General features: G+C 38.9%; 22 protein-coding genes and 1 tRNA gene. 13 read left to right on the forward strand and 10 right to left on the reverse strand.

Translation table 11 applies throughout. The features are described from left to right. Positions 1-4 precede the first annotated feature (4 nt). Together BLP81_RS11075 and BLP81_RS11080 are read left to right on the forward strand one after the other, a co-directional pair. Complete coding sequence (locus tag BLP81_RS11075) at positions 5-1,642, forward strand: ABC transporter permease (protein WP_093368662.1); 1,638 nt, start codon at positions 5-7, stop codon at positions 1,640-1,642. After that, positions 1,626-2,621, forward strand: a complete 996-nt coding sequence (locus BLP81_RS11080; protein WP_093368664.1) for an ABC transporter ATP-binding protein — start codon at positions 1,626-1,628, stop codon at positions 2,619-2,621. Before BLP81_RS11075 ends, BLP81_RS11080 begins: the two co-directional genes overlap by 17 nt. Here BLP81_RS11080 and BLP81_RS11085 read toward each other — a convergent pair whose 3' ends face one another. Further along, complete coding sequence (locus BLP81_RS11085) at positions 2,622-3,998, reverse strand: exopolysaccharide biosynthesis polyprenyl glycosylphosphotransferase (RefSeq protein WP_093368666.1); 1,377 nt, start codon at positions 3,996-3,998, stop codon at positions 2,622-2,624. A 135-nt stretch (positions 3,999-4,133) separates the two neighbouring features. Between BLP81_RS11085 and lnt the strand changes: the two genes are divergently transcribed. Continuing rightward, on the forward strand, positions 4,134-5,711 hold the full coding sequence (lnt, locus tag BLP81_RS11090; protein ID WP_093368669.1) for an apolipoprotein N-acyltransferase: 1,578 nt from the start codon (positions 4,134-4,136) through the stop codon (positions 5,709-5,711). Between the two features lie 214 nt (positions 5,712-5,925). Here lnt and BLP81_RS11095 read toward each other — a convergent pair whose 3' ends face one another. After that, complete coding sequence (locus BLP81_RS11095; RefSeq protein WP_093368719.1) at positions 5,926-6,663, reverse strand: CDP-alcohol phosphatidyltransferase family protein; 738 nt, start codon at positions 6,661-6,663, stop codon at positions 5,926-5,928. 93 nt (positions 6,664-6,756) lie between these two features. Between BLP81_RS11095 and BLP81_RS11100 the strand changes: the two genes are divergently transcribed. Continuing rightward, a complete protein-coding gene (locus tag BLP81_RS11100) occupies positions 6,757-7,824 on the forward strand; it encodes a putative type IX sorting system protein PorV2 (protein ID WP_093368672.1) in 1,068 nt (355 codons plus the stop codon). Positions 7,825-7,900: 76 nt separating this feature from the next. Next, positions 7,901-9,958: a M1 family metallopeptidase gene (locus BLP81_RS11105; RefSeq protein ID WP_245686458.1), complete on the forward strand. Its 2,058-nt coding sequence runs from the start codon at positions 7,901-7,903 to the stop codon at positions 9,956-9,958. On the opposite strand, the gene BLP81_RS11110 is transcribed toward BLP81_RS11105, so the two are convergent. Continuing rightward, positions 9,955-10,470 (reverse strand): DUF7935 family protein, encoded by a 516-nt coding sequence (locus tag BLP81_RS11110; RefSeq protein ID WP_394330533.1) that lies wholly within the window; start codon positions 10,468-10,470, stop codon positions 9,955-9,957. The genes BLP81_RS11105 and BLP81_RS11110 overlap by 4 nt on opposite strands. A gap of 147 nt (positions 10,471-10,617) precedes the next feature. Between BLP81_RS11110 and BLP81_RS11115 the strand changes: the two genes are divergently transcribed. From BLP81_RS11115 to BLP81_RS11125, 3 genes are read left to right on the forward strand one after another with little or no spacing between them, the layout of a single operon-like run. Then, positions 10,618-12,936, forward strand: coding sequence for an ATP-dependent helicase (locus BLP81_RS11115; RefSeq protein ID WP_093368680.1), 2,319 nt, complete (start codon positions 10,618-10,620; stop codon positions 12,934-12,936). Beyond that, positions 12,936-13,571, forward strand: a complete 636-nt coding sequence (locus tag BLP81_RS11120; RefSeq protein WP_093368683.1) for a potassium channel family protein — start codon at positions 12,936-12,938, stop codon at positions 13,569-13,571. Before BLP81_RS11115 ends, BLP81_RS11120 begins: the two co-directional genes overlap by 1 nt. A 34-nt stretch (positions 13,572-13,605) precedes the next feature. Beyond that, positions 13,606-14,223 (forward strand): L-threonylcarbamoyladenylate synthase, encoded by a 618-nt coding sequence (locus BLP81_RS11125; protein WP_093368686.1) that lies wholly within the window; start codon positions 13,606-13,608, stop codon positions 14,221-14,223. 158 nt (positions 14,224-14,381) lie between these two features. On the opposite strand, the gene BLP81_RS11130 is transcribed toward BLP81_RS11125, so the two are convergent. After that, entirely contained in the window at positions 14,382-15,392 is a 1,011-nt protein-coding gene (locus BLP81_RS11130) for a M28 family metallopeptidase (protein ID WP_093368689.1), read from the reverse strand. Positions 15,393-15,782: 390 nt separating this feature from the next. Here BLP81_RS11130 and BLP81_RS11135 point away from each other — a divergent pair. Then, positions 15,783-15,867, forward strand: a tRNA-Ser gene (locus BLP81_RS11135). A gap of 311 nt (positions 15,868-16,178) precedes the next feature. Here the strand turns inward: BLP81_RS11135 and BLP81_RS11140 are convergent. Together BLP81_RS11140 and BLP81_RS11145 are read right to left on the reverse strand one after the other, a co-directional pair. Beyond that, positions 16,179-16,796, reverse strand: coding sequence for a hypothetical protein (locus tag BLP81_RS11140; RefSeq protein ID WP_093368692.1), 618 nt, complete (start codon positions 16,794-16,796; stop codon positions 16,179-16,181). Between the two features lie 771 nt (positions 16,797-17,567). Then, a complete protein-coding gene (locus tag BLP81_RS11145) occupies positions 17,568-19,538 on the reverse strand; it encodes a hypothetical protein (protein ID WP_143002833.1) in 1,971 nt (656 codons plus the stop codon). Between the two features lie 200 nt (positions 19,539-19,738). Between BLP81_RS11145 and BLP81_RS11150 the strand changes: the two genes are divergently transcribed. Then, on the forward strand, positions 19,739-20,014 hold the full coding sequence (locus BLP81_RS11150) for a YciI-like protein (protein WP_093368698.1): 276 nt from the start codon (positions 19,739-19,741) through the stop codon (positions 20,012-20,014). Positions 20,015-20,075: 61 nt separating this feature from the next. On the opposite strand, the gene BLP81_RS11155 is transcribed toward BLP81_RS11150, so the two are convergent. Further along, positions 20,076-20,390, reverse strand: a complete 315-nt coding sequence (locus tag BLP81_RS11155) for a hypothetical protein (protein WP_093368700.1) — start codon at positions 20,388-20,390, stop codon at positions 20,076-20,078. Between the two features lie 198 nt (positions 20,391-20,588). On the opposite strand from BLP81_RS11155, the gene BLP81_RS11160 reads away from it, so the two are divergent. Both BLP81_RS11160 and BLP81_RS11165 read left to right on the forward strand, forming a co-directional pair. Further along, positions 20,589-21,737: an aminotransferase class V-fold PLP-dependent enzyme gene (locus BLP81_RS11160; RefSeq protein ID WP_093368722.1), complete on the forward strand. Its 1,149-nt coding sequence runs from the start codon at positions 20,589-20,591 to the stop codon at positions 21,735-21,737. A gap of 392 nt (positions 21,738-22,129) precedes the next feature. Further along, positions 22,130-22,582 (forward strand): ribonuclease H-like YkuK family protein, encoded by a 453-nt coding sequence (locus tag BLP81_RS11165; protein WP_093368702.1) that lies wholly within the window; start codon positions 22,130-22,132, stop codon positions 22,580-22,582. A gap of 277 nt (positions 22,583-22,859) precedes the next feature. Here the strand turns inward: BLP81_RS11165 and BLP81_RS11170 are convergent, their stop codons facing one another. The 3 genes from BLP81_RS11170 to BLP81_RS11185 form a co-directional block, all read right to left on the reverse strand. After that, a complete protein-coding gene (locus tag BLP81_RS11170; protein ID WP_245686459.1) occupies positions 22,860-23,078 on the reverse strand; it encodes a type II toxin-antitoxin system RelE/ParE family toxin in 219 nt (72 codons plus the stop codon). 389 nt (positions 23,079-23,467) lie between these two features. Beyond that, positions 23,468-23,719, reverse strand: a complete 252-nt coding sequence (locus BLP81_RS11180; protein ID WP_143002834.1) for a hypothetical protein — start codon at positions 23,717-23,719, stop codon at positions 23,468-23,470. A gap of 135 nt (positions 23,720-23,854) precedes the next feature. Then, a complete protein-coding gene (locus BLP81_RS11185; protein WP_245686460.1) occupies positions 23,855-24,382 on the reverse strand; it encodes a glycosyl-4,4'-diaponeurosporenoate acyltransferase CrtO family protein in 528 nt (175 codons plus the stop codon). A 676-nt stretch (positions 24,383-25,058) separates the two neighbouring features. Here BLP81_RS11185 and BLP81_RS11190 point away from each other — a divergent pair. Further along, a partial coding sequence (locus BLP81_RS11190) for an ISAon1 family transposase N-terminal region protein (protein WP_093368221.1) occupies positions 25,059-25,330 on the forward strand: 272 nt, incomplete at its 3' end.

Here is a 25,330-nt window from a genome sequence, read left to right on the forward strand (position 1 = left end):
TTAATTGAATCTAAAAAATAGATTTTTCAAACTCAAAAGAGACCTCAATCGATGGTCTCTTTTGTTGTTGTTGGTTCTGGGTATTGTCTCTATTCCAATTTTGACCATCGGTTTTAAATTATTTGGTGGTCCGGGGGAAAGCTGGAATCATATTGTAGACTATGTTTTATTCGATTATTTAAAAAATTCTTTCCTTCTTGCTCTTTTTTGCTCAATCATTGTTATTCTTTTTGGAGTGACGACAGCCTGGCTGGTGTCCAGGTTCGAATTCCCCTTTAGAAAACAACTGGAATGGCTTCTCATCCTCCCTTTATCTGTACCTGCTTACATCATGGCTTATGCATATGCAGGTGTTTTTGGATATTCCGGGATTTTTTCAAAGTTCATGGGGTTTATCGGGATTGGTGATTTCAGAATAGAGATCATGAATATTTATGGATTGTCCCTCATTCTCAGTATTTCGCTTTTCCCCTATGTGTATGTGAGCAGTAGAACTTTCTTTCTTGCTCAAGCTACCAATTTGCTTGAAGCTTCTAGAATGCTGGGGATAAGCGAATTCAAATCTTTTTTCAAACTCATTTTTCCCTTAGCCAGACCAGCCATCATAGCAGGACTGGTTCTGGTGCTGATGGAAGTTTTAAACGATTACGGGGCAGCAAGCTATTACGGAGTAAGCACGTTCACAACGGGAATCTTCAGGTCGTGGTTTTCACTCGGTGAACCGGAAACTGCCATCTATCTTTCTGCTATCCTACTATTGATTGTTTTTGGTCTGATTCTTTTTGAAAAATGGCAGAGAAGACATCTGAAATTTACTTCAGCAAAAACTTCAAAACAAAACTATAATTCGAGAATCAAGCCCAGGAAAGTCAATCAGATGTGGTTCAGTATCATTTGTTTTATCCCAGTTTTTTTGGGTTTTATTCTACCTGTTATTCAACTTTTTATTTGGTTAAAGCAAACCTTTTCAACCGTCTGGACTGCTGAATTCATTTCGATTACTTTAGAAAGCTTTGGAATCGCATTTTTAACGGCATCCGTAACTGTTTTCGTAGCTTTACTCCTGCTCTTCTTTACCAAATGGAATAAAATCAGATTGCTCAAAATCAGTTCAAAACTTGGTGTTTTGGGTTATGCTATTCCCGGAATAATTATAGCCATTGGTGTTTTGATTCCTAGTCTGTATTTAGACAAATGGCTCATTGAAAAAAACATAACTTCAAAATTGATTCTGAATGCAACGCTGATCGCTTTAGTCTATGCCTATGTTGTCCGATTTTTGGCAGTAGCATATCAGCCTCTGGAATCCTCAAGCCTGAAAATCGATCGAAGTTTATCCGATTCTTCAAAGGTTTTAGGTCAAGGGAATTTCAAAACGTTTTTCAAAATTGAATTTCCTCTGATAAGAGTTGGACTGCTGAGTGCCTTTATTTTAGTCTTCATAGACATTTTAAAGGAATTGCCACTTACTTTAATTATGAAGCCCTACGACGTCAATACCCTGGCCGTGAAAGCTTTTGAATATGCAAGTGACGAAATGGTAAGTTCCGCAGCACTTCCTTCTCTTCTCATAATATTAACGGCATTAATCCCGGCCATTTTTTTAAATAAGTTACTTTTGAAGAATGCAAGCAACTCTTAACATTACCAACTTGTCCAAATCTTTCGACCAGGGAAAGGTGAAAGCTCTGGATGGCATTACTTTCCAGGTGAATCCTGGTGATATTTGTGCTGTTGTAGGTGAAAGCGGAAGCGGTAAAACGACACTTATCCGCCTTATAGCAGGTCTCGAGGAATTAGATTCTGGAGAGATCCATATTGAAAATCACCTTGTAGCCTCCATCAAAAAGAATGTGGCTCCAGAGAAAAGAGATGTAGGAATGGTATTTCAGGAATATGCATTGTTTCCCCACCTTTCAGTCCTGGACAATATTGTGTATGGGATTAAAAAATCTAAATCAAAGAAAGATACCGCTCTGGACACTTTAGAACTTGTGGGGTTAAAAGGCTATGAAAATAGGTATCCACACGAATTATCTGGCGGACAACAACAAAGGGTAGCCTTGGCCAGAGCTCTAGCCCCAAAACCTTCGGTGTTGATTCTTGATGAACCTTTTAGTAATCTCGATGCCATGATGAGATACAGGCTCAGAAATGAGGTCTTCAATATCATAAAAAAAACAGGCGTAACAGCTATTTTTGTAACCCATGATACGCAAGACGCTCTGGCGGTAGCCGATGAAATTTTAATTCTTCAAAACGGAAGACTGGTTCAGAAAGATGAAGCTTCGGCATTATATAAAAAACCTCAATCCATATACGTAGCTTCGTTATTCGGGAATACAGTACAGCTTAATAAAGGCCTGCAAACAGCTTTCAAATGTCCTTTAAAAGAAGATTGCTGTCATGCGATTAGAAACGAAAATTTGACCGTCAATCAGGACTGTGATTATGTTTCTGAAGCTGAAATATTGAAAAGAACTTTTTTGGGCACGCATTCACAATTACTCCTAAAACTGGATAACGGTGAGCATCTCACTGTTGTCACCAATGAACCCGTACTGGGAAAAACCATTAAAATCGGATTTAATTCTAAGGATGTTTTAGCTTTCGACGAATAGCTACTGTCCTCTGAAAAAGATGATCGTGCTAATCGTTTTAAGTAAAATTCTCAAATCGAGAAAAACACTTCTATGTTTGATATAATAGAGATCGTACTGTAACTTTTCAATCATGTCCTCATTAGAATTAGCATACTTGGAATTGACCTGGGCCCAGCCGGTGAGACCTGGCTTAATTATTTGTCTAACTTCATAGAAAGGAATTTTTTCGGAAAGTGTTTTCACAAATTCAGGACGTTCAGGACGTGGCCCAATCAGACTCATATCACCTTTAAGGACATTGAAAAACTGAGGTATTTCATCAAATCGGGAACGCCTTAAAAATTTACCAAATTTTGTAATTCTCACATCTCCCTTTGAAGCGAATTGAGCTCCGTTAGATTCAGCATTCTTCACCATCGTTCTGAATTTTATGATATAAAATTCCTTACCCGATTTGCCTACTCTCAATTGTCTGTAAAACAGACTACCCCTATTGCCAATTAGATTACCGATGAGAATAATAAACACTATGAAAATTCCAAAAATTAATCCTATAATACTTATTATAACATCAACAATTCTCTGATACAGCAGGTAAAGCCGATTTTGATTACTCCTGCTAAATGGAAAATAAAAGTAAAAATCGTTATTCACATACTGCACGGGAACTTTACTTGTAATTTCTTCATAAACATGGGCATAGGCCTTAATAGGAAAACCAGTTTTAAGCAAAGGCACAAGAGCCTGATAGAGTTCAGAACTCAAGCCCTCTGTAGAATTGGATACTACAATTTCTCCAATTTTATACCTTTCCACAACATCCTGTATCTCACCCAAAGGATATGAATCAAAATCTGAAGACTCTCTTTTCGTCGAACTTATATAGCCTTTGATTTCATAATTCGGATCATTTTTGAGCAAATCATTACCAATTTTATCAATATCAAAATCATCACCAACAATAAGAACTCTCTTAAAAAAACGCGGAGAAGTAATAAGTCCGATATAAAGGAATCTCCAAATCAATAAAGTTGAAACCATAATACCAAAAAAGTACAGAATTTGAAATCTGTTTTCCGGAAGTGGTGGTGAAAGTATGGGTGTAAGCAGAAAGAAAAGAGTCACCAAAAGGCAGGTTAGAACCACGTTTTTTACAGTTGCCTTTTTAGATTCTGCCTTCTGAAGATTATAAATTTCGAAGACTGTACCAAATAATAAAATATAACAGCTGAGGGTGATAAGCCATACCCATACACTGGACTTAAAAGAAAAATAAGTGAAGCCTAAATTCTCTGATATAATATAGAGCGCTAAACTCACAAATACAACGTCAAAAACTCTTAGCAGTATCTTTCTCTCAGAAATTTCAAAATGAGTGACTCGGTTAATTTTCATGGTCTAAAATGCAGAAACAAATTTAGGAAAAGATATCTAAACGCCCCTTTTTTAAACCTCTTCTTTGGATATTTGTTTTTAACATTTATCTTTAAAATCCCTCATTTTTAAAGTAAATTTGAAAAAAAAAACGATTTGAAAAATATACTTCTTGCTGTAGCTTCAGGTTTACTTTTAGCTTTAAGCTGGCCTACCAATGGCTTTAGTCCCCTAAGCTTTATAGGATTTGTCCCCCTCCTTTTTGCTGAATTTAATACTAGACACGATCATTTTAAAAGAAAAAATTTAAGAACTTTTGGCCTTGCCTATCTCAGTTTTTTCATTTGGAACGCAGTTACCACCTATTGGCTTTACTTCTCCACTCCCTTTGGTGGAATATTTGCCATTTTGGCCAATTCTCTATTGATGAGTCTCATCTTACTGATTTACCATGTGGTTGCCAAGCGAGTAGCCTTTACTGCTGCCTCCAGTTTTTTTATCGCCCTTTGGTTAAGTTTTGAAAAACTACATTTAAGCTGGGAATTTTCATGGCCCTGGCTCAACCTGGGAAATGTCTTTGCTAATGACATAAATTTAATTCAATGGTATGAATATACAGGAACTTTTGGGGGAAGCCTTTGGATTTTAATCGCCAATTTTGTTCTTTTCAAAGGGATATTGCTTTACAGACGGCATAAAAAATCAAACATTCTGCTAAGGACCGGGGTCAGGCTCTTTCTAATTATAGCATTACCTATAAGCCTTAGCTTTTTAATAAAACCTGATACACATTCAGAAAACACCATTGAAACCCTGAGTTTACAACCGAATGTAGATCCTTATACAGAGAAATATTATACAGATAACCTAAAGATTTCCGAAAGTTTAATTGAATTAGCAGAACCTCTTTTTAAAGATAAACCTCAACTGCTTATCGCTCCAGAAACTGTTTTTGCTGAAGGTATTGAAATCAATGACTACAGATACTCGCAAGCCAAGCGATTTTCTCAAGACCTTTTAAATCAAAATGAGCAGCTCAATATTTTGTTTGGCATTTCGATGTATCAAATTCTTCGTGATGAAAGTCAGGTTTCAGGTCAAAGCAATGTTTTAAGAAAAGGAGTCTGGTTCAATGATTTCAACAGCGCTGTTTTTGAACGAAAGGACGTAGAACATGAATTTTATCACAAATCAAAATTGGTCGTAGGTGTAGAAAATTTCCCCTACCAATCCACTTTGAAACCCCTACTCGGTGATATCATGATAGATCTTGGAGGAACGGTCGCCATGAAAACCACACAAAAAGAACGCAGTGTTTTTAAATTAAACAACGGTTACAGCATCGCCCCTATTATCTGTTACGAATCGGTTTATGGTGAATTTGTAAACGGCTATGTCTCCAATGGAGCCCATGCCCTTGCCATCATCACCAACGATGCCTGGTGGGGAGATACTCAGGGCCATAAACAACACTGGATATTCGCTAAACTTCGAGCCATTGAAACCAGAAGGGCTGTGGCGAGAAGTGCTAATACCGGGATTTCTGGTTTTATTGATAAAGATGGATCTGTTCTGAAAAAATCAAACTACAACGAGAAAACGATTTTAAAATACGATTTACCCTTATATGAAGGAGAAACCTTTTATGTAAAACACGGAGATTATATTCCAAGAATCTCTAACTTTTTAGCTTTATTCATTTTATTATTTGCAGTAACAAGAAGAAGGGAATAAAGGTGTATCCCCAGACAGAGCTATCCAGTCATCTTTCTGATATTAAAGTGCTGTCAAATATTAGCATTTGAAGGAAAGCGGCTGCTTATTTATACAACCCAAGCAGGATGTATTGAAGAGTTCACTTCTAAAACTCTCTTAGAATCTTATCGTAAATTTTGGACTTTAACATATAAGTCTCACCTATAGGCTAAGTAGTTGAGCGTTTTTGATATTATTTATTCTGCTCGCTCTGAGGCCCTGGTATCATGACAGATAGCATGAGATAAACCAAAATGATGATAGGAATCGCTACAAACTGAAGCCAGACTAAAGCAACAATAGAAAATACTACAATAAAATACCTGAACCAGTTTTCCTTAAACTTCAGGTTCTTAAATTTTAAGGCAAACAGCTTTATTTCTGCATTGAGCAGCAAAACACTAAGCACAGAAATAGTAACAAGTACGTAAGCATTCTCAATCCAGGGAGTGATAAAAGATTCCGGATGGTATTCTAAGATGAGACCTAGACTCAAAATCAGAAGCGCGTTGGCTGGTGTTGGCAAACCTATAAAGCTATCGGTCTGCCGTTCATCTATATTAAATTTTGCCAACCTGTAGGCCGATCCTAAAGTGATAATAAGACCGATAAAAACCATCCAGCTGGTTTCCGGAGAAAAGAAATCTAATTCTGAAGACGGGTTTAAACTTCTAAACAATAGCTGACACATCACTATACCCGGAACCAAACCACTGGTAACCATATCTGCCAGGGAGTCGAGCTGTAAACCCATGTCGCTTTTTACGTTGAAAGCTCTCGCAGCCAGGCCGTCGAAAAAATCAAAGAAAACACCTATAGCCACGAATAAGGTAGCCATGCTAAGCTCTCCTTGAACTGCAAAAACACTGGCTACACTTCCCGCAAGCAAATTCAGTAAGGTTATAAAATTAGGGATTTGTCGTTTTATCAATGTCATAAAGTAGAATCTTGGATGCAATAAGAAAAAGCAAAATAAGTTTTAATATTATTAATTGTAGCATATTTGCCCAAAATAATTAGTGTATTGAAGAGGTTTAGCTTCACATTGATTTTTGTATCTGCTTTATCTGCTTTTTCACAAACTGCAAAATATTCCAATGAATTTTTAAGTATTGGCGTAGATGCTGCAGCATTTGGAATGGCCAACGCAGTGACAGCAACTACAAAAGATGTAAATTCCGGCTACTGGAACCCGGCCGGTCTGGTTCACCTGGAAGACAATCAGGTTTCAGCCATGCATGCCAATTATTTTGCAAACATCGCTACCTATAATTATGTGGCTGGGGCTATGCCGCTCGACAGCAAAAGCGCCGTTGGGTTCAGCATAATTCGCTTTGGTGTGGATGATATTTTAAACACCACTCAACTCATCGATGAGCAAGGGAACATAGACTATAACCGCATCAGTTTGTTTTCCAATGCAGATTATGCCTTCACCTTATCTTATGCCAGGAATCTGCCTTTGGAAGGGTTTTCTTACGGAGTGAATGCGAAAGTAATAAGACGAATTATCGGTGATTTTGCACAAGCCTGGGGGTTTGGATTTGATGCAGGAATTCAATTTCAAAAAAACTCCTGGTCTTTTGGAGCCATGGCAAGAGACATCACTACCACTTACAATACCTGGACCTTTAATGATGCTGAACTGGCTACCATACAGGATGCCGTTGAAGGTCAAAATCAAGTCGTCCCGGAAGCTTCTGAAATCACCTTGCCCAAACTTCAACTTGGGGTGGCTAAAACTACACCCATCCGAAGGGATTTTGAACTCACCACCTCCTTAAATATAGATATGAGGTTTGCTCAAACCAACGATATTGTTTCTTCTGGCGCTATGAGTATGACCCCAGCCTTCGGTTTTGAAGTGGGTTACATCAATTTGGTTTACTTGCGCGGAGGTGTAGGCAACTTTCAAAATATTGAACAACTTGGCGGTAACGGAACTGAAATTGGCTTCCAACCCAATTTTGGCGTGGGCTTTAAATACAAAGGTATACAGATTGATTATGCGCTCACTGACATCGGTGATCAAAGCCTGGCCCTCTACTCCAATGTCTTCTCTTTAAAACTGGACTGGTCTGTTTTTAGATGATCCAAAACCTCAGTATTGATTTCTCTTTTTTTGATTTTAATCCTAACTTTGACCCATGCTAAAAACCCTATTTTTTATGCTTTTCTCCGTTGGCTTTTGTTTTGGCCAACAAACGGAGAAAGTTGACTTTTTGGAAATGAATGCCAGAGTTGAAATTGATACGGTCAATTTCAAGGTAAACGGACAAGTTCAGGTAACATTTAAAGCGCTTCAGAATACTGACTCTGTTTACCTGGATGCGGTAGATATGAAGGTGAAAGCTTCGGAAGGGAGTCCGTTTAAAATAGTTGAGGAAAATGATGAACTCTGGATCACCAGTAACTTCAAAAAAGGGGAGAACTATACCGCTGAGTTTACTTATGAAACCGAACCCCGGCAGGCCCTCTATTTTGTTGGATTTAATTCCGATTTGAAAGACTACCCTTCCCAGGTATGGACACAAGGCCAGGGAAAATACACCTCGCACTGGTTACCTAGCCTGGATGACATGAATGATAAACTCATTTTCAATATCGCCTATCTGGCTCCCAAGAATTATGAAGTCATCGCCAATGGAAAACTTGCAAATACAAGATCTCGCTTTAATAATAAATCATGGCAGTATGAAATGAACCAGCCTATGAGCAGCTACCTGGTGGCGTTTGCCATGGGAGACTTCAGAGGAACGACCAGCAGGAGTAAAAATGGGACTCCGCTTCAGTTGTATATTGAAACCAGACATAGTGATAAAGTGAGTTCCACCTTCCAGCACCATGACACTATCTTCAATTTTCTGGAAAACAAAATCAATATAAACTATCCCTGGCAAAATTTTAAGCAAGTACCCGTAAGGGATTTTTTGTACGCGGGGATGGAAAATACGACGCTCAATATCTTTTCTGAAGAATTTGTAGTCGATGACACTGGCGCCAACGACAGGAGTTTTGTGAATGTACAGGCCCATGAACTGGCCCACCAGTGGTTTGGGAATCTAGTGACCGAAACCTCATCCAAACACCACTGGCTTCATGAAGGTTTTGCTACCTTTTATGCGCTGGAAGCCGAGCGGGAAATCTATGGAGAAGATTATTATTATTTCAAAATTTATAAAACAGCCGAAGATCTCAAAGCTTTAAGTGATACAGGCAAGGGCCAGGTCCTGGTTAATATCGGAGGCTCTTCCCTCACCTATTACCAAAAAGGAGCCTGGGCCCTGATTATCTTGAGAGAACTGGTAGGAGACGAGGTCTTTGATAAAGCCGTTGAAAATTACCTGAGGAAAAATGCTTTTGAAAATGTAACGACAGAGGATTTCATGAGTGAAGTGGAGCTAGTCTACGGGCAATCCCTCACCGATTTCAGAGAACGATGGCTTAACCAAAAGGCATTTCAATCCAGGGAAACCCTCGAGTTTTTGAAGAAAAATGAATTTGTTCAGGAATATATGAAACTGGCTGCATTTCGCGAAACCCGATTGGCTCTGAAACAGGGCCTGTTGAATGAAGCAATCGATTTTCCGGTAAATGAATACCTGGGCCAGGAAGCGGTATACCAGTTGAATGGAGAGGATTTGAAATTAGCCTTACCACTATATAAAAAAGCCCTTGAGACCAATAATCTGTATGTGAGACAGGCCGTTGCCACTTCACTGACGTCCGTTCCCAACGAACTCAAAACCGAGTATGAAAGCCTTTTAGAGGATCCCTCTTATCTGACTATTGAAAGAGCCCTGCTACACCTCTGGATGTCTTTTCCTGAAAAAAGATCTGACTACCTGGACCAGACCCAGGCTATCGAAGGTTTTCAGGATAAAAACGTAAAATTGCTTTGGTTAACCCTGAATTTGGTCACCCCGGATTATCAGTCGGAACAGAAATCGAAGGTGTTTAGAGCGCTAAGCAACTACACAAAACCGGGTTATCCTTATCAGATTAGACAACATGCCTTTGGGTATTTGTATCAAATCGATACGTTTACAGAAGCGAATTATAAAGACCTGATGGAAGGTGTTTTTCACCCTGTGTGGCAATTCAAAAAATTCAGCAGAGAGCTATTGGATACCCTTATGGACTCTGAACGGCATGAAAAAGCAATTCTGAATCTGGTTGATGAGTTTTCATTGAAAGAGAAGACTTTTTTCAACAACCGGTATTAAAACAGTTTTTTGATTTCGTTTTTCAGAAAAGCGATGCCTGTATCGCTAGGTGTAGATTTCTCAATCAAATCGGTTAGAATAACTTCCCTTAGCATTTGTGCATCGGTAATCGTATCGCTCATGGTGGTCTTACGAATTAGGGAAATCGTTGAATTTTTGGATGCTTTGACAGCGTCCCAGCATCTCTGGCTCACATAAACCTGTTGTACCAGGTTATGCTCAAACTCTTGCTCTATAGAGGCAATAAGCAGATTTTGATAGTCAAATTTATCCTCCCCAACAGGTTTCACCCGAGCGAGAAGCTGCCCAGGAGCAATCCGTTCCAACAAAAGAATTAAACGCTCAAAGGCCTGGAGTCTTAAGGGTAAAACCTCACTCCTGTTTTCTTTTCTCAATTCTAAGTACTGCATTTCTTTTTGATGGTCGACAAAAGCTTTAAAAAAGTAATAGCCTATTCCCCCGGCGATAAGTGCAGGCAATAAGTAAGCCAGGTAATTTAAAAGTTCTGTCATAGAAGTCATTTGTAAGTTTTGATTCAAATATAATTATATTAGTCAACTAAAAGTTTTTCTGAATTAATTTTACTGCGGATCGAATAAAATATGACTTCAAATTCACTAATTTTGAAGTAAAAGTGATAATCTTAAAAAACCCATTTCTTGCAGAATTATATTGAACAATTGAACGAAGCTCAGCGTGAGGCTGTCTTACAAAAAGACGGCCCGATGATCGTCATTGCTGGCGCCGGATCTGGAAAAACGAGAGTTCTGACCTATAGAATTGCTTATTTGATGAGCGAAGGTGTAGATGCCTTCAATATCCTGGCGCTCACCTTTACCAACAAGGCTGCAAGAGAAATGAAACACAGGATTTCCGAAATCGTTGGCCCTGAGGCTAAAAATTTATGGATGGGCACTTTTCATTCTGTTTTCGCTAAAATCCTGAGATTTGAAGGGGATAAATTAGGCTTCCCTTCCAATTTCACCATTTACGACAGCAACGATTCCCAACAGCTCATCAGGACTATCATCAAGGAAAAGAATCTCGACAAAGACATATACAAGTACAAGCAGATTCAATCGCGAATTTCGTCCTTTAAAAACAGCTTAATCACAGTAAAAGCTTACAATCAAAACCCAGAACTGCAAGAAGCAGATGCGATGGCGAAACGTCCGCGAATGGGAGATATTTACCAGGAATATGTGGACAGGTGCTTCAAATCCGGCGCCATGGATTTTGATGATTTGCTGCTGAGAACCAACGAATTGCTAACCCGTTTTCCGGATGTACTGGCCAAATATCAGCAGAAATTCAAATACATTTTGGTAGATGAGTACCAGGACACCAACCATTCTCAGTATTTGATTGTAAGGGCACTGAGCGATCGTTATCAGAACATTTGTGTGGTAGGCGATGATGCGCAGAGTATTTATGCCTTCCGTGGGGCGAACATCAATAATATTTTGAATTTCCAAAAAGATTATGATGATGTAAAATCCTACAGACTGGAACAGAATTACCGCTCCACTAAAAATATTGTGGAAGCGGCTAATTCGATTATAGAAAAAAATAAAACCAAACTGGATAAGGTGGTTTGGACTCAAAATACAGACGGCTCCAAAATCCACGTTAACCGTCTAACAAATGATGCAGAGGAAGGCCGGTTTGTAGCCAGTTCGGTAACTGAAAAGCGCATGCAGGAAGGTGCTAAAAATGGTGATTTTGCAGTTTTATACAGGACCAACGCTCAAAGTAGAGCCATTGAAGATGCTCTACGTCGCAAAGATATTCCCTACCGTATTTATGGGGGATTGTCCTTTTATCAGCGTAAAGAAATCAAGGATGTTCTGGCTTATTTGCGATTGATTATCAATCCAAAAGACGAAGAATCTTTAAAAAGGGTCATCAATTATCCTTCTCGAGGAATTGGACAAACTACCTTGGATAAACTGACGCTGGCTGCCAATCATTACAAGCGAACGATTTTTGAAATCATTGAAAACATCGCTAAGCTGGATCTCAAAATCAATAGAGGGACGCAAACCAAGCTGATGAACTTTGTGAATATGATCAAAAGTTTTCAGGTTCAGAACGAGAAGTTGAATGCGCTTGAGATCACGGAAATTGTAGCCAAAAAAACGGGACTGCTCCAGGAATTTAAAAAGGACGGTACCCCAGAGGGTATCGCCAGAATTGAAAACATTGAAGAACTCTTAAATGGTATTAGCGATTTTGTAGAAGGTCAGAAAGAACTGGTAGATGCCACAGGATCCCTGTCAGAATTTATGGAAGATGTGGCCTTAGCCACCGATCTGGACAAACAAACCGCAGACGAAGACCGTGTGGCGCTGATGACCATACACCTGGCCAAAGGGCTGGAATTTCCTTATGTCTATATCGTAGGGCTTGAGGAGGACCTCTTCCCTTCTGCCATGAGTATGAACACCAGGTCTGAACTGGAAGAAGAACGGCGTTTGTTCTACGTGGCTTTAACCCGTGCCGAAAAGGAAGCTTATCTGACCTATGTGCTTTCCCGTTACCGCTGGGGAAAACTGATAGATGCTGAGCCCAGTCGATTTATTGAGGAAATAGACGATCAATACCTGGATTATATGATTCCTAAAGATGATTATCGCTATAAATCCCTGATCGATAAAGATATTTTTGACGAGGTGGACAAAAGCAAATTAAGACAGACCAAGCCTTCCAACGGAACGCCACCCCCTAGTCATAAACCTTCGGAACAACAGCTAAAACGCCTTCGAAAAATAAAACCGGAGGGAGAAAACTCATATCCGCAACGCGCTAAGCCCATTCAGCTCGATGCCGGACAGATCGTAGAACACAGCCGATTTGGTCAAGGTGAAGTTTTGAATGTGGAAGGCGCTGGCATGGATAAGAAAGCCTCCATAAAATTTGAAAATGGTGGCGTAAAGAACCTCATCCTAAAGTTTGCCAAGCTTAAAATCATTTCTTAATGAATTCAGTCACCAAGCTAATTGTCGCTTTACTTTCGATTTTAAGTATCCTACTTTTAAGCTTTACGTTTTTTATCGACGAAGATTCAGAATTAAATCAACTTATCCATTACTATGATTTTGGATTATGCGCCGTGTTTCTGTGTGATTTCTTTGCGCAACTGATCAAACGAAAAAAACGCTGGAGGTATTTTGTGACTTACGGCTGGCTGGATTTACTTTCTTCCATCCCGGTGATGTCGGAGTTTAGTTATATTAGAATATTGCGGGTGGTCAGGATCATAAGAATTTTGAGAGCCTATAAAATGATTCACGCCTTCATCATCAAAAATAAGAAAGCCAGCCTGTATGGCTTGATTGTATTTATGTCGACCATGATTTTGATTTTGAGCAGCAGCATGGTCTTATACCTCGAACAGGATGTTGGTAATATAAAAACCGCTGAAGACGCTTTATGGTGGAGTTATGTCACCATTACCACCGTAGGCTATGGTGATTATTATCCGGTGACCAATGCAGGTAAACTTGCGGCCAGTATTTTGATTCTTAATGGAATCGCGATCTTTGGCGCCATCGTATCCTACATCAATGATAAAGTAAATACCGTCAAAAAAAGGTCATCAATGGGTGAATAATTTTGTAAATTAGGCTTCACTAAAACTAATACTCATGGCAGAACTTATTAAACTTTACGAAGAGAATCCTTCAGAAAAAGAAATAAAACGCATCGTTAAGGTTTTAAAAGACGGAGGCTTAATCATTTATCCTACAGATACGGTTTACGGGCTTGGCTGTGATATCAATAACACCAAAGCCTTAGAAAAAATAGCTCGCCTCAAGGGCGTAAAACTGGAGAAAGCCAATTTCTCTTTTGTTTGTGAAAATTTAAGCAATCTCTCGGAATATGTTGCTCAGTTAGATTCAGCAACCTTCAAAATTTTGAAGCGAAACCTGCCCGGGCCTTACACCTTCATTCTTCCCGGAAACAATAATTTACCTACGGTTTTCAAAAAGAAAAAAACAGTGGGGATACGGGTTCCCAACAATAAAATTGCTCAACTGCTGGTCCATCACCTGGGAAATCCAATCATTTCAACTTCCATAAAAGACGATGACGATGTGGTGGAATACACCACAGATCCGGAACTCATTGCAGAGAAATGGGATAAGCTTGTGGATATCGTTATAGATGCAGGTTATGGCGATAATACACCCTCTACGGTCATTGATTTAACTCAGCCCGAACCCGAACTCATACGGCAGGGAAAAGGCTCCGCAGAGATTTAATTCATACTGACCAATCTGTACTGTATGAGGATGATCAGCTGAATCTAAAGCCTTGCCTCCTATAACTTTACACAGGCTCATTTGCCTCACAGATTCAATACAACCAGAAACGGCAACCTGTTAGAGTTGCCGTTTTAAGATTGTAATGCTAAAGTTATTTATAAGGTAGGCTTATCTACAAAGGGTCTTTCCTCGCGGTTGGCGATTTCCCAGGCGGTAAAGAACACCAGTTTAGCACGTTTTTCCAAAACCTCGTAATTTATTTTTTCTGCCGTATCTGTAGGCATGTGATAATCTGCATGCACACCGTTAAAATAGAAAATAATTGGAATATCATATTTAGCAAAATTGTAATGATCACTTCTGTAGTAAAATCGGTTAGGATCATTCTCGTCGTTGTAAGTATAATCCAGATTCAAATCGGTATAAGCTGCATTGGCTTCTTCCGAAATCTCATGAAGTTCTGTACTCAGCTTATCGCTGCCTATCAGATAAATATAATCAGGATCATTTTCATGAGCTTCATCCACTCTTCCTATCATATCCATATTCAAATTAGCCACTGTATTATCCAAAGGATAAACAGGGTATTCTGTATAATATTTAGAACCAAGCAGGCCCTTTTCTTCACCAGTTAAATGTAAAAAAACGATCGACCGTTTAGGTCGGTAACCTTCTTCTACTGCCTTTTGAAAAGCTTCAGCTATTTCCATCATGGCCATAGAACCGGAGCTGCCATCATCAGCGCCATTGTATATTTCACCATTTTTAATACCTTCATGGTCATAGTGCGATGTAATCACCAGGTATTCTTCTGGCAATTCGCTTCCTTCGATGATTGCAATTACGTTTTCACTAGAAGAAAATCTACCATTAAAGTAAGAAGAATCTATGCTTTGAAAGTAAGGCTCAACTTCCTCAGAGCCGCCTTGAATATTGAGGCTGCTGTAATAATTCTTGAGATACTGTGCCGCTCTTTTCTGTCCGGGTTCACCAGTTTCTCTTCCTTCAAATTCATCAGAACTGAATGTATAGAGGTAATCGCTTAATTCTGAGGATGTAATCGTTTTTGAAAATCGGGTAGGATCGACTTCAGTGACGTCTTTCTTTTGTGTTTTGCAGCCTACTAAGCTTAAAGCCAAAACAAGAGGTAATATTATTTTTTTCATTTGTTATTTGTTTGTCGCTAAAATACTAGGAAAACCCTGATTTGGAAACATTACCACCGGAAAAATATTTTTTGTGCTTGTGCAGAACATATTTTGAGAGCTTCGACACAATTCACTTTGCTTTTTAGTGATTTAAAGAACCTGTCCCGGGGCAGGATTTCCGGGAATGTAACAGCAAAATTGGAACAGCTAAGTTCAACTAAAGCTTGACCAGGCCAGGAAGTTTACGGGAACACTTGTACATAAATAATTTTAAAAAAACCAAGACGAATAATTTTGAGAAACCAAAAAGCTTAGTATATTTGCAACCGCTAAAGAAAACCATGGAAATGGTTTCTGGAGAACTGGCAGCCCCGATAACTATCGGGGGGTCGAAAGTCCAGAAAAGCTGGAGAAATGGCAGAGTGGTCGAATGCGGCAGTCTTGAAAACTGTTGAGGGTCACACCTCCGGGGGTTCGAATCCCTCTTTCTCCGCAAAAGGAAAACCCACAACGAAAGTTGTGGGTTTTTTAATATCCGGACGCGTCGAAAGCGGAGCTTTTGTAAGAGGCAGGGTATTAAAAAAGCAAAGCAAGCGCCAGCTTGATTCGGGTTTCCATGCTTGCACAGGATAACCTTTTAGGGATCAACGCAGTTAATCCTCTTTCTCCGCAAAAGGAAAACCCGAAACGAAAGTTGTGGGTTTATTAGCTTCCAGGCCCATCGGAAGTATTCTGTATTAGGATAATAATGAAGAAACTTAGCCTTAAGCATAGCTTAATTTTAATGCCAATATCATTAATTCCTTATCTGTTCCGTAAATCAGAAATAGGCTCATAACCAGAAACACCTATTAGTTCTTGTTCATAGGATTTTAATCTTTTTGAAATTTTAGAAGGGTTGATTTTGACAATTTTTATTAAATCCCCTTTTTGTAAACTGATTTGCCACTTCTCTTTATTGACACTACTACCAGTCCCATTAGCCGCATACTTAGTTTTCGTAATCGTCCATCCATTATAATCGTGAAATAATTTCTGACTCAAATCAAGAGGTAAAGCTCTGTCTTCAAATTTTTGGAAGATACCCAATAGTTCTCCCTTTCGATTATAAATAGCCTTTACATAGCCCTTTTTGCTTCTCAGTTTCACTACAAAACGATCGGTGTCTTCTGAATCTATGGATTCTATGAGTCCCGTAATATCAATGTTCTCATTACAAAACTTTACCGGATCTCTTAGAAACAGCTTCTTGTGTTCATTCCTTAATCTAAATCCGGCATCCTCAGAATTTACTCTAACTTTAATTTCGTATCTGTGAGCATCATTAACATTATTCAGTTGCTGTTCTGCTTGTAGCTCCTGCTGAGCTGTTAAATTGCTAAAAGTAAATACCAGTAGCAAAAAAATCATTATTGTTTTCATGGTTTATTTAATTTAATTTTTTAAAAAATAGATTTTACTCTTGTCACAGCAGAAATGGGCTGCTTTTTTTTGGCTAACTCAAATTTGTGTTTTTTCTTATAGATTAGAGTTTAGTATTTATTAATAATTCCACTTTACTTTTCAACAAAACAAATTTCAACATTAATTACATGGATAGTTTTTTTTAGGGGTTAAGCTTAGATTATCCAGGCTTTAATTTTCAAGTATAAATATCTAGTCCTTAATAAGTTAAGGTTAAATAAAATCAATAAAATGCTCAATAACGTAACACTAGATAGTCTATATGACTTTAAAAAATATCAAAGCGATAACTTCTCACTTAAAAAAGCGGACTAAATTTATAAGTTGGGCTCAGTAATGAAATTTTCTTCCCCAGTAGTCCCTCAGATTATTGATGAGAAAGAGTAATGGAAAGCTAAACTTGGAGACTTTGTCCAAGCCTTTTAGTTAAACGCATTACATAGAATGCAGTTTTTTGCGAAATGGAAGGGAATGGGCTGAATGTATGTTAAAACGATTATTCAATCAAATTAAGATTTTGCAACAAATTAAGCATGCCTGTCCAAAATTATTCTTAAGATTTAATTCATTCTCTTAATAATGGCTATTTATGACGAAAATAAGGTCTGTGAAAATAAAAATGCGCAAAGCCTTTTAAAAATAAACAGTTCAAATTAAGGAAATCTAAACTGCTAAAATTTCTGACTAAATACTCTCTCAGTCGATCGTAATACTGGTATCCTTCATTTCTTATTCATTCCACAGATCTGGTATGAGTTCATACCCGGTGGCCCCTAAAGGTTTTTGATCATAAGGCTGTAATTTCCCGGCATGTACCTCATACACCCGTTTTGCTGTTTTTTTGATGGCCTCCACCATATGTGGATACGGCCGATCGGTTACATCCACGATGCCACAATTATAATTTTCACCATCATAACGTCTTCCGGTCAAATCCTGATCAGCCCATTGAAAATAAGCGACACCAATTAAGCCCGGGTGGTTAAAAGCCTGCTCTGTGTAATGCCTATAAGCAACACCCCGCTCCTCCTGATTTTTCACTTGTACTAAGGCCTGAGCCATGCCCCTGTTGACTGTCCCGGAGTGATATTCCCCAATAATCATGGGCAAACCTGTCACCTTACTTATCCTGTCCATCGTTTCTTTTGGAGGAACTACTTCATAGGCATTGAAACTAAATACATCAAACACCTCTTTACACAGGTTTAAAACCTCGTCCTCCGGAACATGACCGAAACGTATACCTAAGGTGAGATGGTTGGGGTCATATTTTCTGACTGAGGCTTCCACAGTTTGGAGAAATGTTTTAAAAGCATCGTAAATAAATGCCTTACGCCTTTCAGGCGTATCTCCTTCTGCCAGATAATTCTTCAAAGCGATTCGGATCGGTTTCTCATCCTCTTCAGCCAGAATCAAATCACATAACCTGGATTCCTGACCCAACCAGGAGGGTTCATTACCCGTAAAATAACCGATCAGCCATTTGTTATCCCTGTAGGGGGAAACAGTCTTCCTTACTGCGTCTTCGATTCTCCTTTGGAAATCTGAAGCGTATACATCGGCAAGTCCCATTACTCCCTCTTCAATACCAAGCCCAGAGAGTTGCAGCATAAAGGGTTTTTGATTCATGTCTATCACTCCCTTACTGCTCCAGTTGGCTATGGTATTGATCCCCCAGCTGGACATTCGCTCTATAATCATTTCCCTGGACTTGTCAGGATATTCATCTCCAAAGCGCCGGTGCAAATTCCAGGTACCAAAGGATACTGAATTAGGCTTATCCGGATTGTAGCCTATACCCTCCGGAGGTAATGTCTTTAGGAAAGCAGACCGGTCCCGCTTATCCAGTCTGTTCACCTGTCCGCCATTACCCGGCGCTATACAATCCACCCCAAGAGATAAAAACTGATAGCCTTCGGGATCCACAAACCACCATTTATCCTTTACTTTTTGAGTTCTAAAAAAGCCTGTGCCTTCTACTTTGGCATTCAGATATCCCCCATATTTTGAATAGTTATAATCTTCGTCTTTAGTTAAGCTTGCTTCTTCGGCTTTCCAGGCGGTTTCTAACTGGTTCAGGGATTTGATTTTATTCTCAAAATCCAGGAGGTTAGATTGACCAAATTCATCGACGATTGGTGTTTCGCCAAGGTATTCATCACCCGGATCCTCTTGGTGAAGACTCACAGCACGCAATTCAAAAGTGGGGTTGCCAATGGGCGCATGCATTCGGATTCCTATAGAATCCACCCCTTTCAAGGGGCCTCGCTCACCTACCAGATTAAACCAGCCGGTATACCGCGGCTGATTCATGGTTCCTGCAATATCATTAGCTGCATCGGGGAGCTGCCTGTAAAACCTTAGGGGAATTGCCAGTTTTATCCAGCCCCCTGGAGCATAGCTCATGACCCGCAGTTCATTATATCCTGAGTCTGTAGAGAATCCAATCTGAAATCGCTGCGGCGTACTAATCCTCATTTCTAGCAACACAAAATTATAGTCACTCCAGTCGGTCTCAAGACCAGGGTTTATATCCCGAAGGGCAAATTTTTCACCTGATACGGTTTTAGTACTATCGAATTGAACTTTAAAGGTTTTGCTTTCAGGATCATCACATCCTAAAAAGGACATGCAGGCCAGAGTGAGAATAGCCATAGGCGATAAGATTTTTGTTCTAAAATTGCTTTTAATTGTATTCATAAGTTAATTTTTAATTCTGAACAAGGCTGTATAAGCCTTAAAATTACATGTGTTTAATTCAGCAAGTGTTTTCAGTTTTTTCAATTAATTCTTTACACTTTAAAACTTAGGTCTTGGCGTATTCAGGATAAAGCCAATTCATTTTTATTGTATTTTAGACGCATAAATACGACTTGTATTCCATACCTAAAACAACTCCTATGCATTATATTCTTTTTTACAAAGCCATAGCTGACTACATCGAGAAAAGAGCCCCTTTTCGGGAAGAGCACCTCAGCTTAATCAAAACCGCACATGACCAGGGAACTTTACTCATGGCAGGAGCCTTTGCTGAACCCGCCGATGGCGGTGCTTTTATTTTTAAAGCCAGTGACCCCAAGGTCGCCGAAGACTTCGCCAAAAACGATCCCTATGTCAAAAACGGACTGATTGTCGAATGGCAGGTGCGCCCCTGGACCGTAGTCGCAGGAGACTAAATAATTCAGGGCTATATTGTGTTTATGCTTCACATCAAAAAGTCCTATTTCAGACATACTTTTAAGCTTTATCATTTAGACTATGCTTCAAGTTGCGATCTATGGCTGAACCTGCCGGTCCGTCCCTGTGTTTGGTTTCTCCAAGAATTTCAAAATCGAGCTCCCGGGAAAAGGCTTCTAAAATAGCGATTCTCAAATCCCTGTTCACGGCATTTTCGTATGGCGAGGCGATGCTTACAGCACTGTCCAATAAAACGGCATTTAAATTTACAGATTCTGCTGACTTTCTCTCCCATTCCTTATCCGGGTAGTATTGCCCGAACCCGATATTTGAACAAAACAGAAAAACACAGGTGAGTGTGAATACAATTTTCATGTTGAATATTTTAGGGTTAACTAGTCAAGTTATTCATAAAACCCGAACTACAGTTGAGCAAGCTTAATAAATTTTAAATTTCGCTAAAATAGTAAAGCAGATTAGAATCAGGCTAAGCTGAAATAGGTTTTATTTGTTTTAACTGATCCATGAAATTTATAAATTATATATTGAATCCTTTACATGAAACCTTCCCCGATGAAAAATCAAAACCATCTTTTTAGCCTTCCCCAAAATTTACATTATCTCAACGGGGCCTATATGTCTCCTAACCTGAAATCAGTTGAAAAGGCCGGAATGGAGGGTGTCTTAAGAAAATCCGATCCTACCTCCATCAAAGAATCCGATTTCTTTGAGCCGGCCCTGGAGATAAAGTCACTGTTTGGGAAATTAATTAACAGCCCTGCTTCCCAAAATGCGCTAATTCCCTCTGCCTCTTACGGATTGATTAATGCCCTGCGCAATGTCCCCTTTAGAAGCGGGCAGCATGGCATCATGGTCAGTGAAGAATTTCCAAGTGATCACCTTGCTTTGAGAAAAATCTGTCAGGACCACAAGGCTGATCTCAGGGTGATACCTCCTCCGGTATTTATAAAAGGAAGGACTTTGACATGGACGGAAGATATCATCGAAAGCATCACTGAAGAAACTGCCGTTGTGGTGATGTCTTCTATTCATTGGATGCAGGGCCTGAAATTCGATTTGAAGGCCATAGGTGAAAAGTGCCGGTCAACCCACACGTATTTTATCGTGGATGGCACTCAATCTGTTGGCGCTTTGCCTATGGATGTTCAGGAATTCAACATAGATGCATTGATATGCGCTTCTTACAAATGGCTCCTCGGACCCTACTCTTCAGGCTTAGCCTATTACAGCGAAAAATTTAACCAGGGCGAGCCTGTTGAATATTCATGGATGACCCGAAAAGACAGTCATGATTTTGACAAACTCACCAGCTATCCTGAGGACTACGGAAGCGGTGCCATGCGCTATAATGTGGGTGAGTTTAGCAATTTTATCGCCCTCCCTATGCTGAAAGCTGGCCTGGAACAAATTCTGAAGTGGAAGGTGGAAAACATTCAATCCTATTGCTTTGAATTGCTTGAGCCCTTAAGAGCATTTCAAAAAAGAAAAGGCCTGGAGATGGAAGATGAGGTCAACATGAGTTCACATCTGTACGGATTGTTTCTGCCTGAAAGCCTGCTTACTCCCAAATTGAAGGACGACTTTAAAACCCATAACATTCACGTGTCTATCAGGGGTAATTTCATCCGGGTTTCTCCTCATGTTTATAATACCGCCCATGATATTGACGCATTTATAAAGGTTTTGGACAGGCATGTATAGAATAAAGCAGGGATTATTTATACGTCATAAAGAGCAACCGCTTTCAATAAGTTGCTAAAGACGTCCATTATTCTTCAGGCCCTAATTTTGGCTTACCTCCACCTTATTCTCCTTTACTAAAGCTGGTTTGTAAAGCCTTCAGTACATCCTCAGGCCAGACTGGATGTTGAGGATAAGGTTAAGCTTTAAGAAATGTATCGCAGAGCATCAAACCGGTTACAGGCAAAATCAGAATAAAACCTAAAAAAGAAGGTCTTAAGCCATACCCCCGGGTTGTAAAAAGCGGAGATTGATATCCTCATAAAGTAAGATTAAAAAGGCTAGCTTTAGCCGCGTTTTGAGTAGAAGTGACTGATATTCAGGACTCATTTTGAAATCTAAAATCCGGACAGATGCAGTTCAAAAAATTGACCAGTGAAAAGCCTTTTGATGTGGCCGATTATGTGCACGACTATTATGCGCTCCATCCCGATGAAAAGCTCAGCCTATACTTGGGTTGCGATAGTCAAAACCGATTACGGACGACTTACGCCACCACCCTGGTCTTTAATGTTTCAAAAACAGGCTGTCATGTGATTTATCGCAAGGAAGTGATGCCCTTGATTGCCGATATGTGGACCAGACTCTGGGGAGAAGCAGAACGTTCGGTAGAAACTGCGCTTTATCTGCGCGAGAAGGGGATTGAGATCGACACCATTGACCTGGATTACAATGTGAATCCCAAATTCAAATCCAATAAGCTGGTTACGGCTGTGGTGGGTTATGTTGAATCCTTAGGCTTTAAAGCACGAATAAAACCCGATCTTCTTCCTGCCGTCTATGCCGCCGATCATATTGTGGGGTAAAGAAGAGCTTACCGCCATAAAGCAAAAGACGGTCTCTTTTTTCTGAAGGTTAAAGAACAGACTCTGATAAAAAGCCAAAAAGCCCTGAAAAGGGCTTTAAACGACTTGTGTTTTAGATTTTTAGTGGCTTGCCCGCCCCTTCCATTCGGATGGGTGCAAGGGGTGCCGGTGAAGGGCAACCTTATTTTTTATTTTCCAATATTTCCAGAAGCTTTTTTGGATTTTGTCTATTGTCCCAAAAAGCTGTGATTATAATTTCTTTTTCAGCAACTTTATACTAAATGCTGAAATTACCCATCGAGGCAAGTCTTACATCTTTAAAATCGGTCGCTTTATAAATCAAAGGTTTTTCAGCAGTCTGCTTTGTTCTTTCGGAGACAAGTTTAAGGAGTTTTTTTGAATAGGTTTTGGAATTATTTCGTTTAACCCAATATTCTAAAATTCCTGCGAACTGAATGTCGGCTGTTCGTGTCCAAATCACATTGCGTTTAGCCATTCTAGATTTCTTTTATCCATAGCTTCTTGAGAAATCAGTTTTCCGTTTGCGATATCGTGTTCGCTCATTTCCAGCATTATTTTTTGCTCTTCAGTCAACTCAAGCATTTCTGATTCAGAAGAACTTGAAGAAATTAGCTTGTCAAGGGCTACTAAAACATCTTAATCTTTAATTGAAAGTATCTTGTCAATCAATCCGTTTCTTATATGATCTACTGTTGCCATAACATTTAAATTTCGTTCTAAATATCCGAAAATTTCTTTGTTTTCCCTAAAGTCGCCCAACTCGCTATACCTTGATAAACATACCTATATTCATAGTATTTAGGGGTAAGTCTTAGTTTTATTTAACTGATTTTAAATCATCTACTTCTTTAATAATTATAAAGATTATGGTTTAAAGCCAGAATGCATGTTAACTTTTTTTCTTTTTCGATAGGTGAGAATGCTACCAATAATAATCAGAACTATTGAAGGGTAAAAACTCAGCATTGCTAAAATCCCAGGTCCTACAGCATTACCAGCATCAATGAAGCCTAAAGCATCTAGTCCTAATAAAATTAATAATGGTCCAGCCCCTAAAACAAATACGATTAATCCAATCTTTAATGTTAAATGTAATTTACGCCAAGTTGATTTCATAAGAATTATTTTAGATGAATGGTTGTTAAGGCCCGGGGCTTTGGAAAGCGATAGATTTTTAAGGCTTTCTTGCATACCCACCCCTCCTTTTATTTAGTTGTATAATCTTCATTTTAAACAGTCAGCCCGCATTTGCTATAGCCGATGCTGTGCGGTTGGCTTTCGTTTTTGTATGTTTTTAATTCGTTCAATTTGTATTCTATGATTCCTTTGAAGTAAAACTGGATAAAAATTCAAGATAAAGTTTAATGATGTCGTCAAAATGGCTATCAGGTAATGTTCTTGTATTAACATTGTCACTACGCCAAGTTGAATACATACCAATGCTGCTATATGTCCAAATTCAGACTGTCTTGTTTGATAATCTAAGTTTTCTAAGCCTGATTTTGTACCGTCAAAATAGTTCTGCCTATTTTTCTTTTTGCCCCAAAATATAACCAAAAGAAACTTTTTGAAGTAGTCAACCTTTAAGAGTCTGGATGATTTTAATATTAAATTTTCATTCTTAATTCGGTAATAATTTTCGGGCAATAGTCGATTTGTCTTATAGGCAAATCCCATAAATGCAAAAATTCCTGTGACAAATAAATTCAACAGAAAAGATAGTAAAAACTGAATCGAAAAACTGAATTCAGAAGGCTCCACCAACCAAATCGTTTTCAAGATTTCGTAAGACCTATAGGCCAGGAATATCGCAATTAACGGGAACAAAATCTTCTTGACCACTTCTTTAATTCGATTAATGTTACTCACCTATTAAGAATGCTTAGATTTTTCATGTTTTAGCTGCCGCACAACTCGTTATATCTTGATAAACATACAGTTTTATTTATAGTATTTAAAGATAAACTCTATTTTTATTTAATTTATTCTGAATTATCTACTCCTTTAGTAATTATGAAGATTATTGTTTAAAGCCAGGCTGTATTTTAACTTTTTTTCATAACTCTGTTACCAGCATTTCTATATCACCTGATGGAATAGGAGAGATATTAAAGCTAAAGGGGAAAATTTAAAACGTATGAAACAGTGTGAAGCACTTGAGAAGGCCTCAAATTCGACTCACGAACAGCGGATGGAAATAATGACTTATCCTCTTTACTGGCAAGCTACGCTGAACAAAGTCGTTCAACTGGGGGAATCCGCAAAAACGTGTAATAAGAACTCAAAGACTTCGAGGATATTATGTAGGCTCTTTATCTGATCAGATTTATTGATAAATAAAACGGCTCACCTCTGAGGTCACCTTATTTGGTCAAAATGTCTTTTAAAGGGATCAATCTCAAAAGTTGTGTGTGAATTGAAATAGAATTTAGATTTTTGTCAATAAAAAGAATCATTGGACACATATCTAGACCTACTCAAACTCATCCTACCTGAACTTTTGATTACTCATTTTGATCTGGTAAGGAATACTAAAAACGGAGAAGTCATACATCTTTATTTTGAAGAGCGTAAAACGCCACCCACAGAACAGATCTCCCGTGTGTTAACAGCCCATGGCTTTCACAAAGAGATAACCATCCAAGACTTCCCATTGCGTGGAAATACGGTATATCTTCACTTAAAACGACGTAGATGGCTGGACAAAACAACTAAAGAAATTGTCCA

This window comes from Psychroflexus sediminis (assembly GCF_900099815.1).
GTDB classification, from domain to species: Bacteria; Bacteroidota; Bacteroidia; order Flavobacteriales; family Flavobacteriaceae; genus Psychroflexus; species Psychroflexus sediminis.

What these genes read in the sequence shown, in the direction of transcription:
- BLP81_RS11080 (WP_093368664.1), top strand. Translation starts at nt 1,626, where the DNA reads ATGCAAGCAACTCTTAACATTACCAACTTGTCCAAATCTTTCGACCAG.
- BLP81_RS11085 (WP_093368666.1), bottom strand. Translation starts at nt 3,998, where the DNA reads ATGAAAATTAACCGAGTCACTCATTTTGAAATTTCTGAGAGAAAGATA.
- BLP81_RS11105 (WP_245686458.1), top strand. Translation starts at nt 7,901, where the DNA reads ATGCTTTTCTCCGTTGGCTTTTGTTTTGGCCAACAAACGGAGAAAGTT.
- BLP81_RS11110 (WP_394330533.1), bottom strand. Translation starts at nt 10,470, where the DNA reads ATGACAGAACTTTTAAATTACCTGGCTTACTTATTGCCTGCACTTATC.
- BLP81_RS11120 (WP_093368683.1), top strand. Translation starts at nt 12,936, where the DNA reads ATGAATTCAGTCACCAAGCTAATTGTCGCTTTACTTTCGATTTTAAGT.
- BLP81_RS11125 (WP_093368686.1), top strand. Translation starts at nt 13,606, where the DNA reads ATGGCAGAACTTATTAAACTTTACGAAGAGAATCCTTCAGAAAAAGAA.
- BLP81_RS11130 (WP_093368689.1), bottom strand. Translation starts at nt 15,392, where the DNA reads ATGAAAAAAATAATATTACCTCTTGTTTTGGCTTTAAGCTTAGTAGGC.
- BLP81_RS11140 (WP_093368692.1), bottom strand. Translation starts at nt 16,796, where the DNA reads ATGAAAACAATAATGATTTTTTTGCTACTGGTATTTACTTTTAGCAAT.
- BLP81_RS11145 (WP_143002833.1), bottom strand. Translation starts at nt 19,538, where the DNA reads ATGAATACAATTAAAAGCAATTTTAGAACAAAAATCTTATCGCCTATG.
- BLP81_RS11150 (WP_093368698.1), top strand. Translation starts at nt 19,739, where the DNA reads ATGCATTATATTCTTTTTTACAAAGCCATAGCTGACTACATCGAGAAA.
- BLP81_RS11155 (WP_093368700.1), bottom strand. Translation starts at nt 20,390, where the DNA reads ATGAAAATTGTATTCACACTCACCTGTGTTTTTCTGTTTTGTTCAAAT.
- BLP81_RS11160 (WP_093368722.1), top strand. Translation starts at nt 20,589, where the DNA reads ATGAAAAATCAAAACCATCTTTTTAGCCTTCCCCAAAATTTACATTAT.
- BLP81_RS11165 (WP_093368702.1), top strand. Translation starts at nt 22,130, where the DNA reads ATGCAGTTCAAAAAATTGACCAGTGAAAAGCCTTTTGATGTGGCCGAT.
- BLP81_RS11170 (WP_245686459.1), bottom strand. Translation starts at nt 23,078, where the DNA reads ATGGCTAAACGCAATGTGATTTGGACACGAACAGCCGACATTCAGTTC.
- BLP81_RS11180 (WP_143002834.1), bottom strand. Translation starts at nt 23,719, where the DNA reads ATGAAATCAACTTGGCGTAAATTACATTTAACATTAAAGATTGGATTA.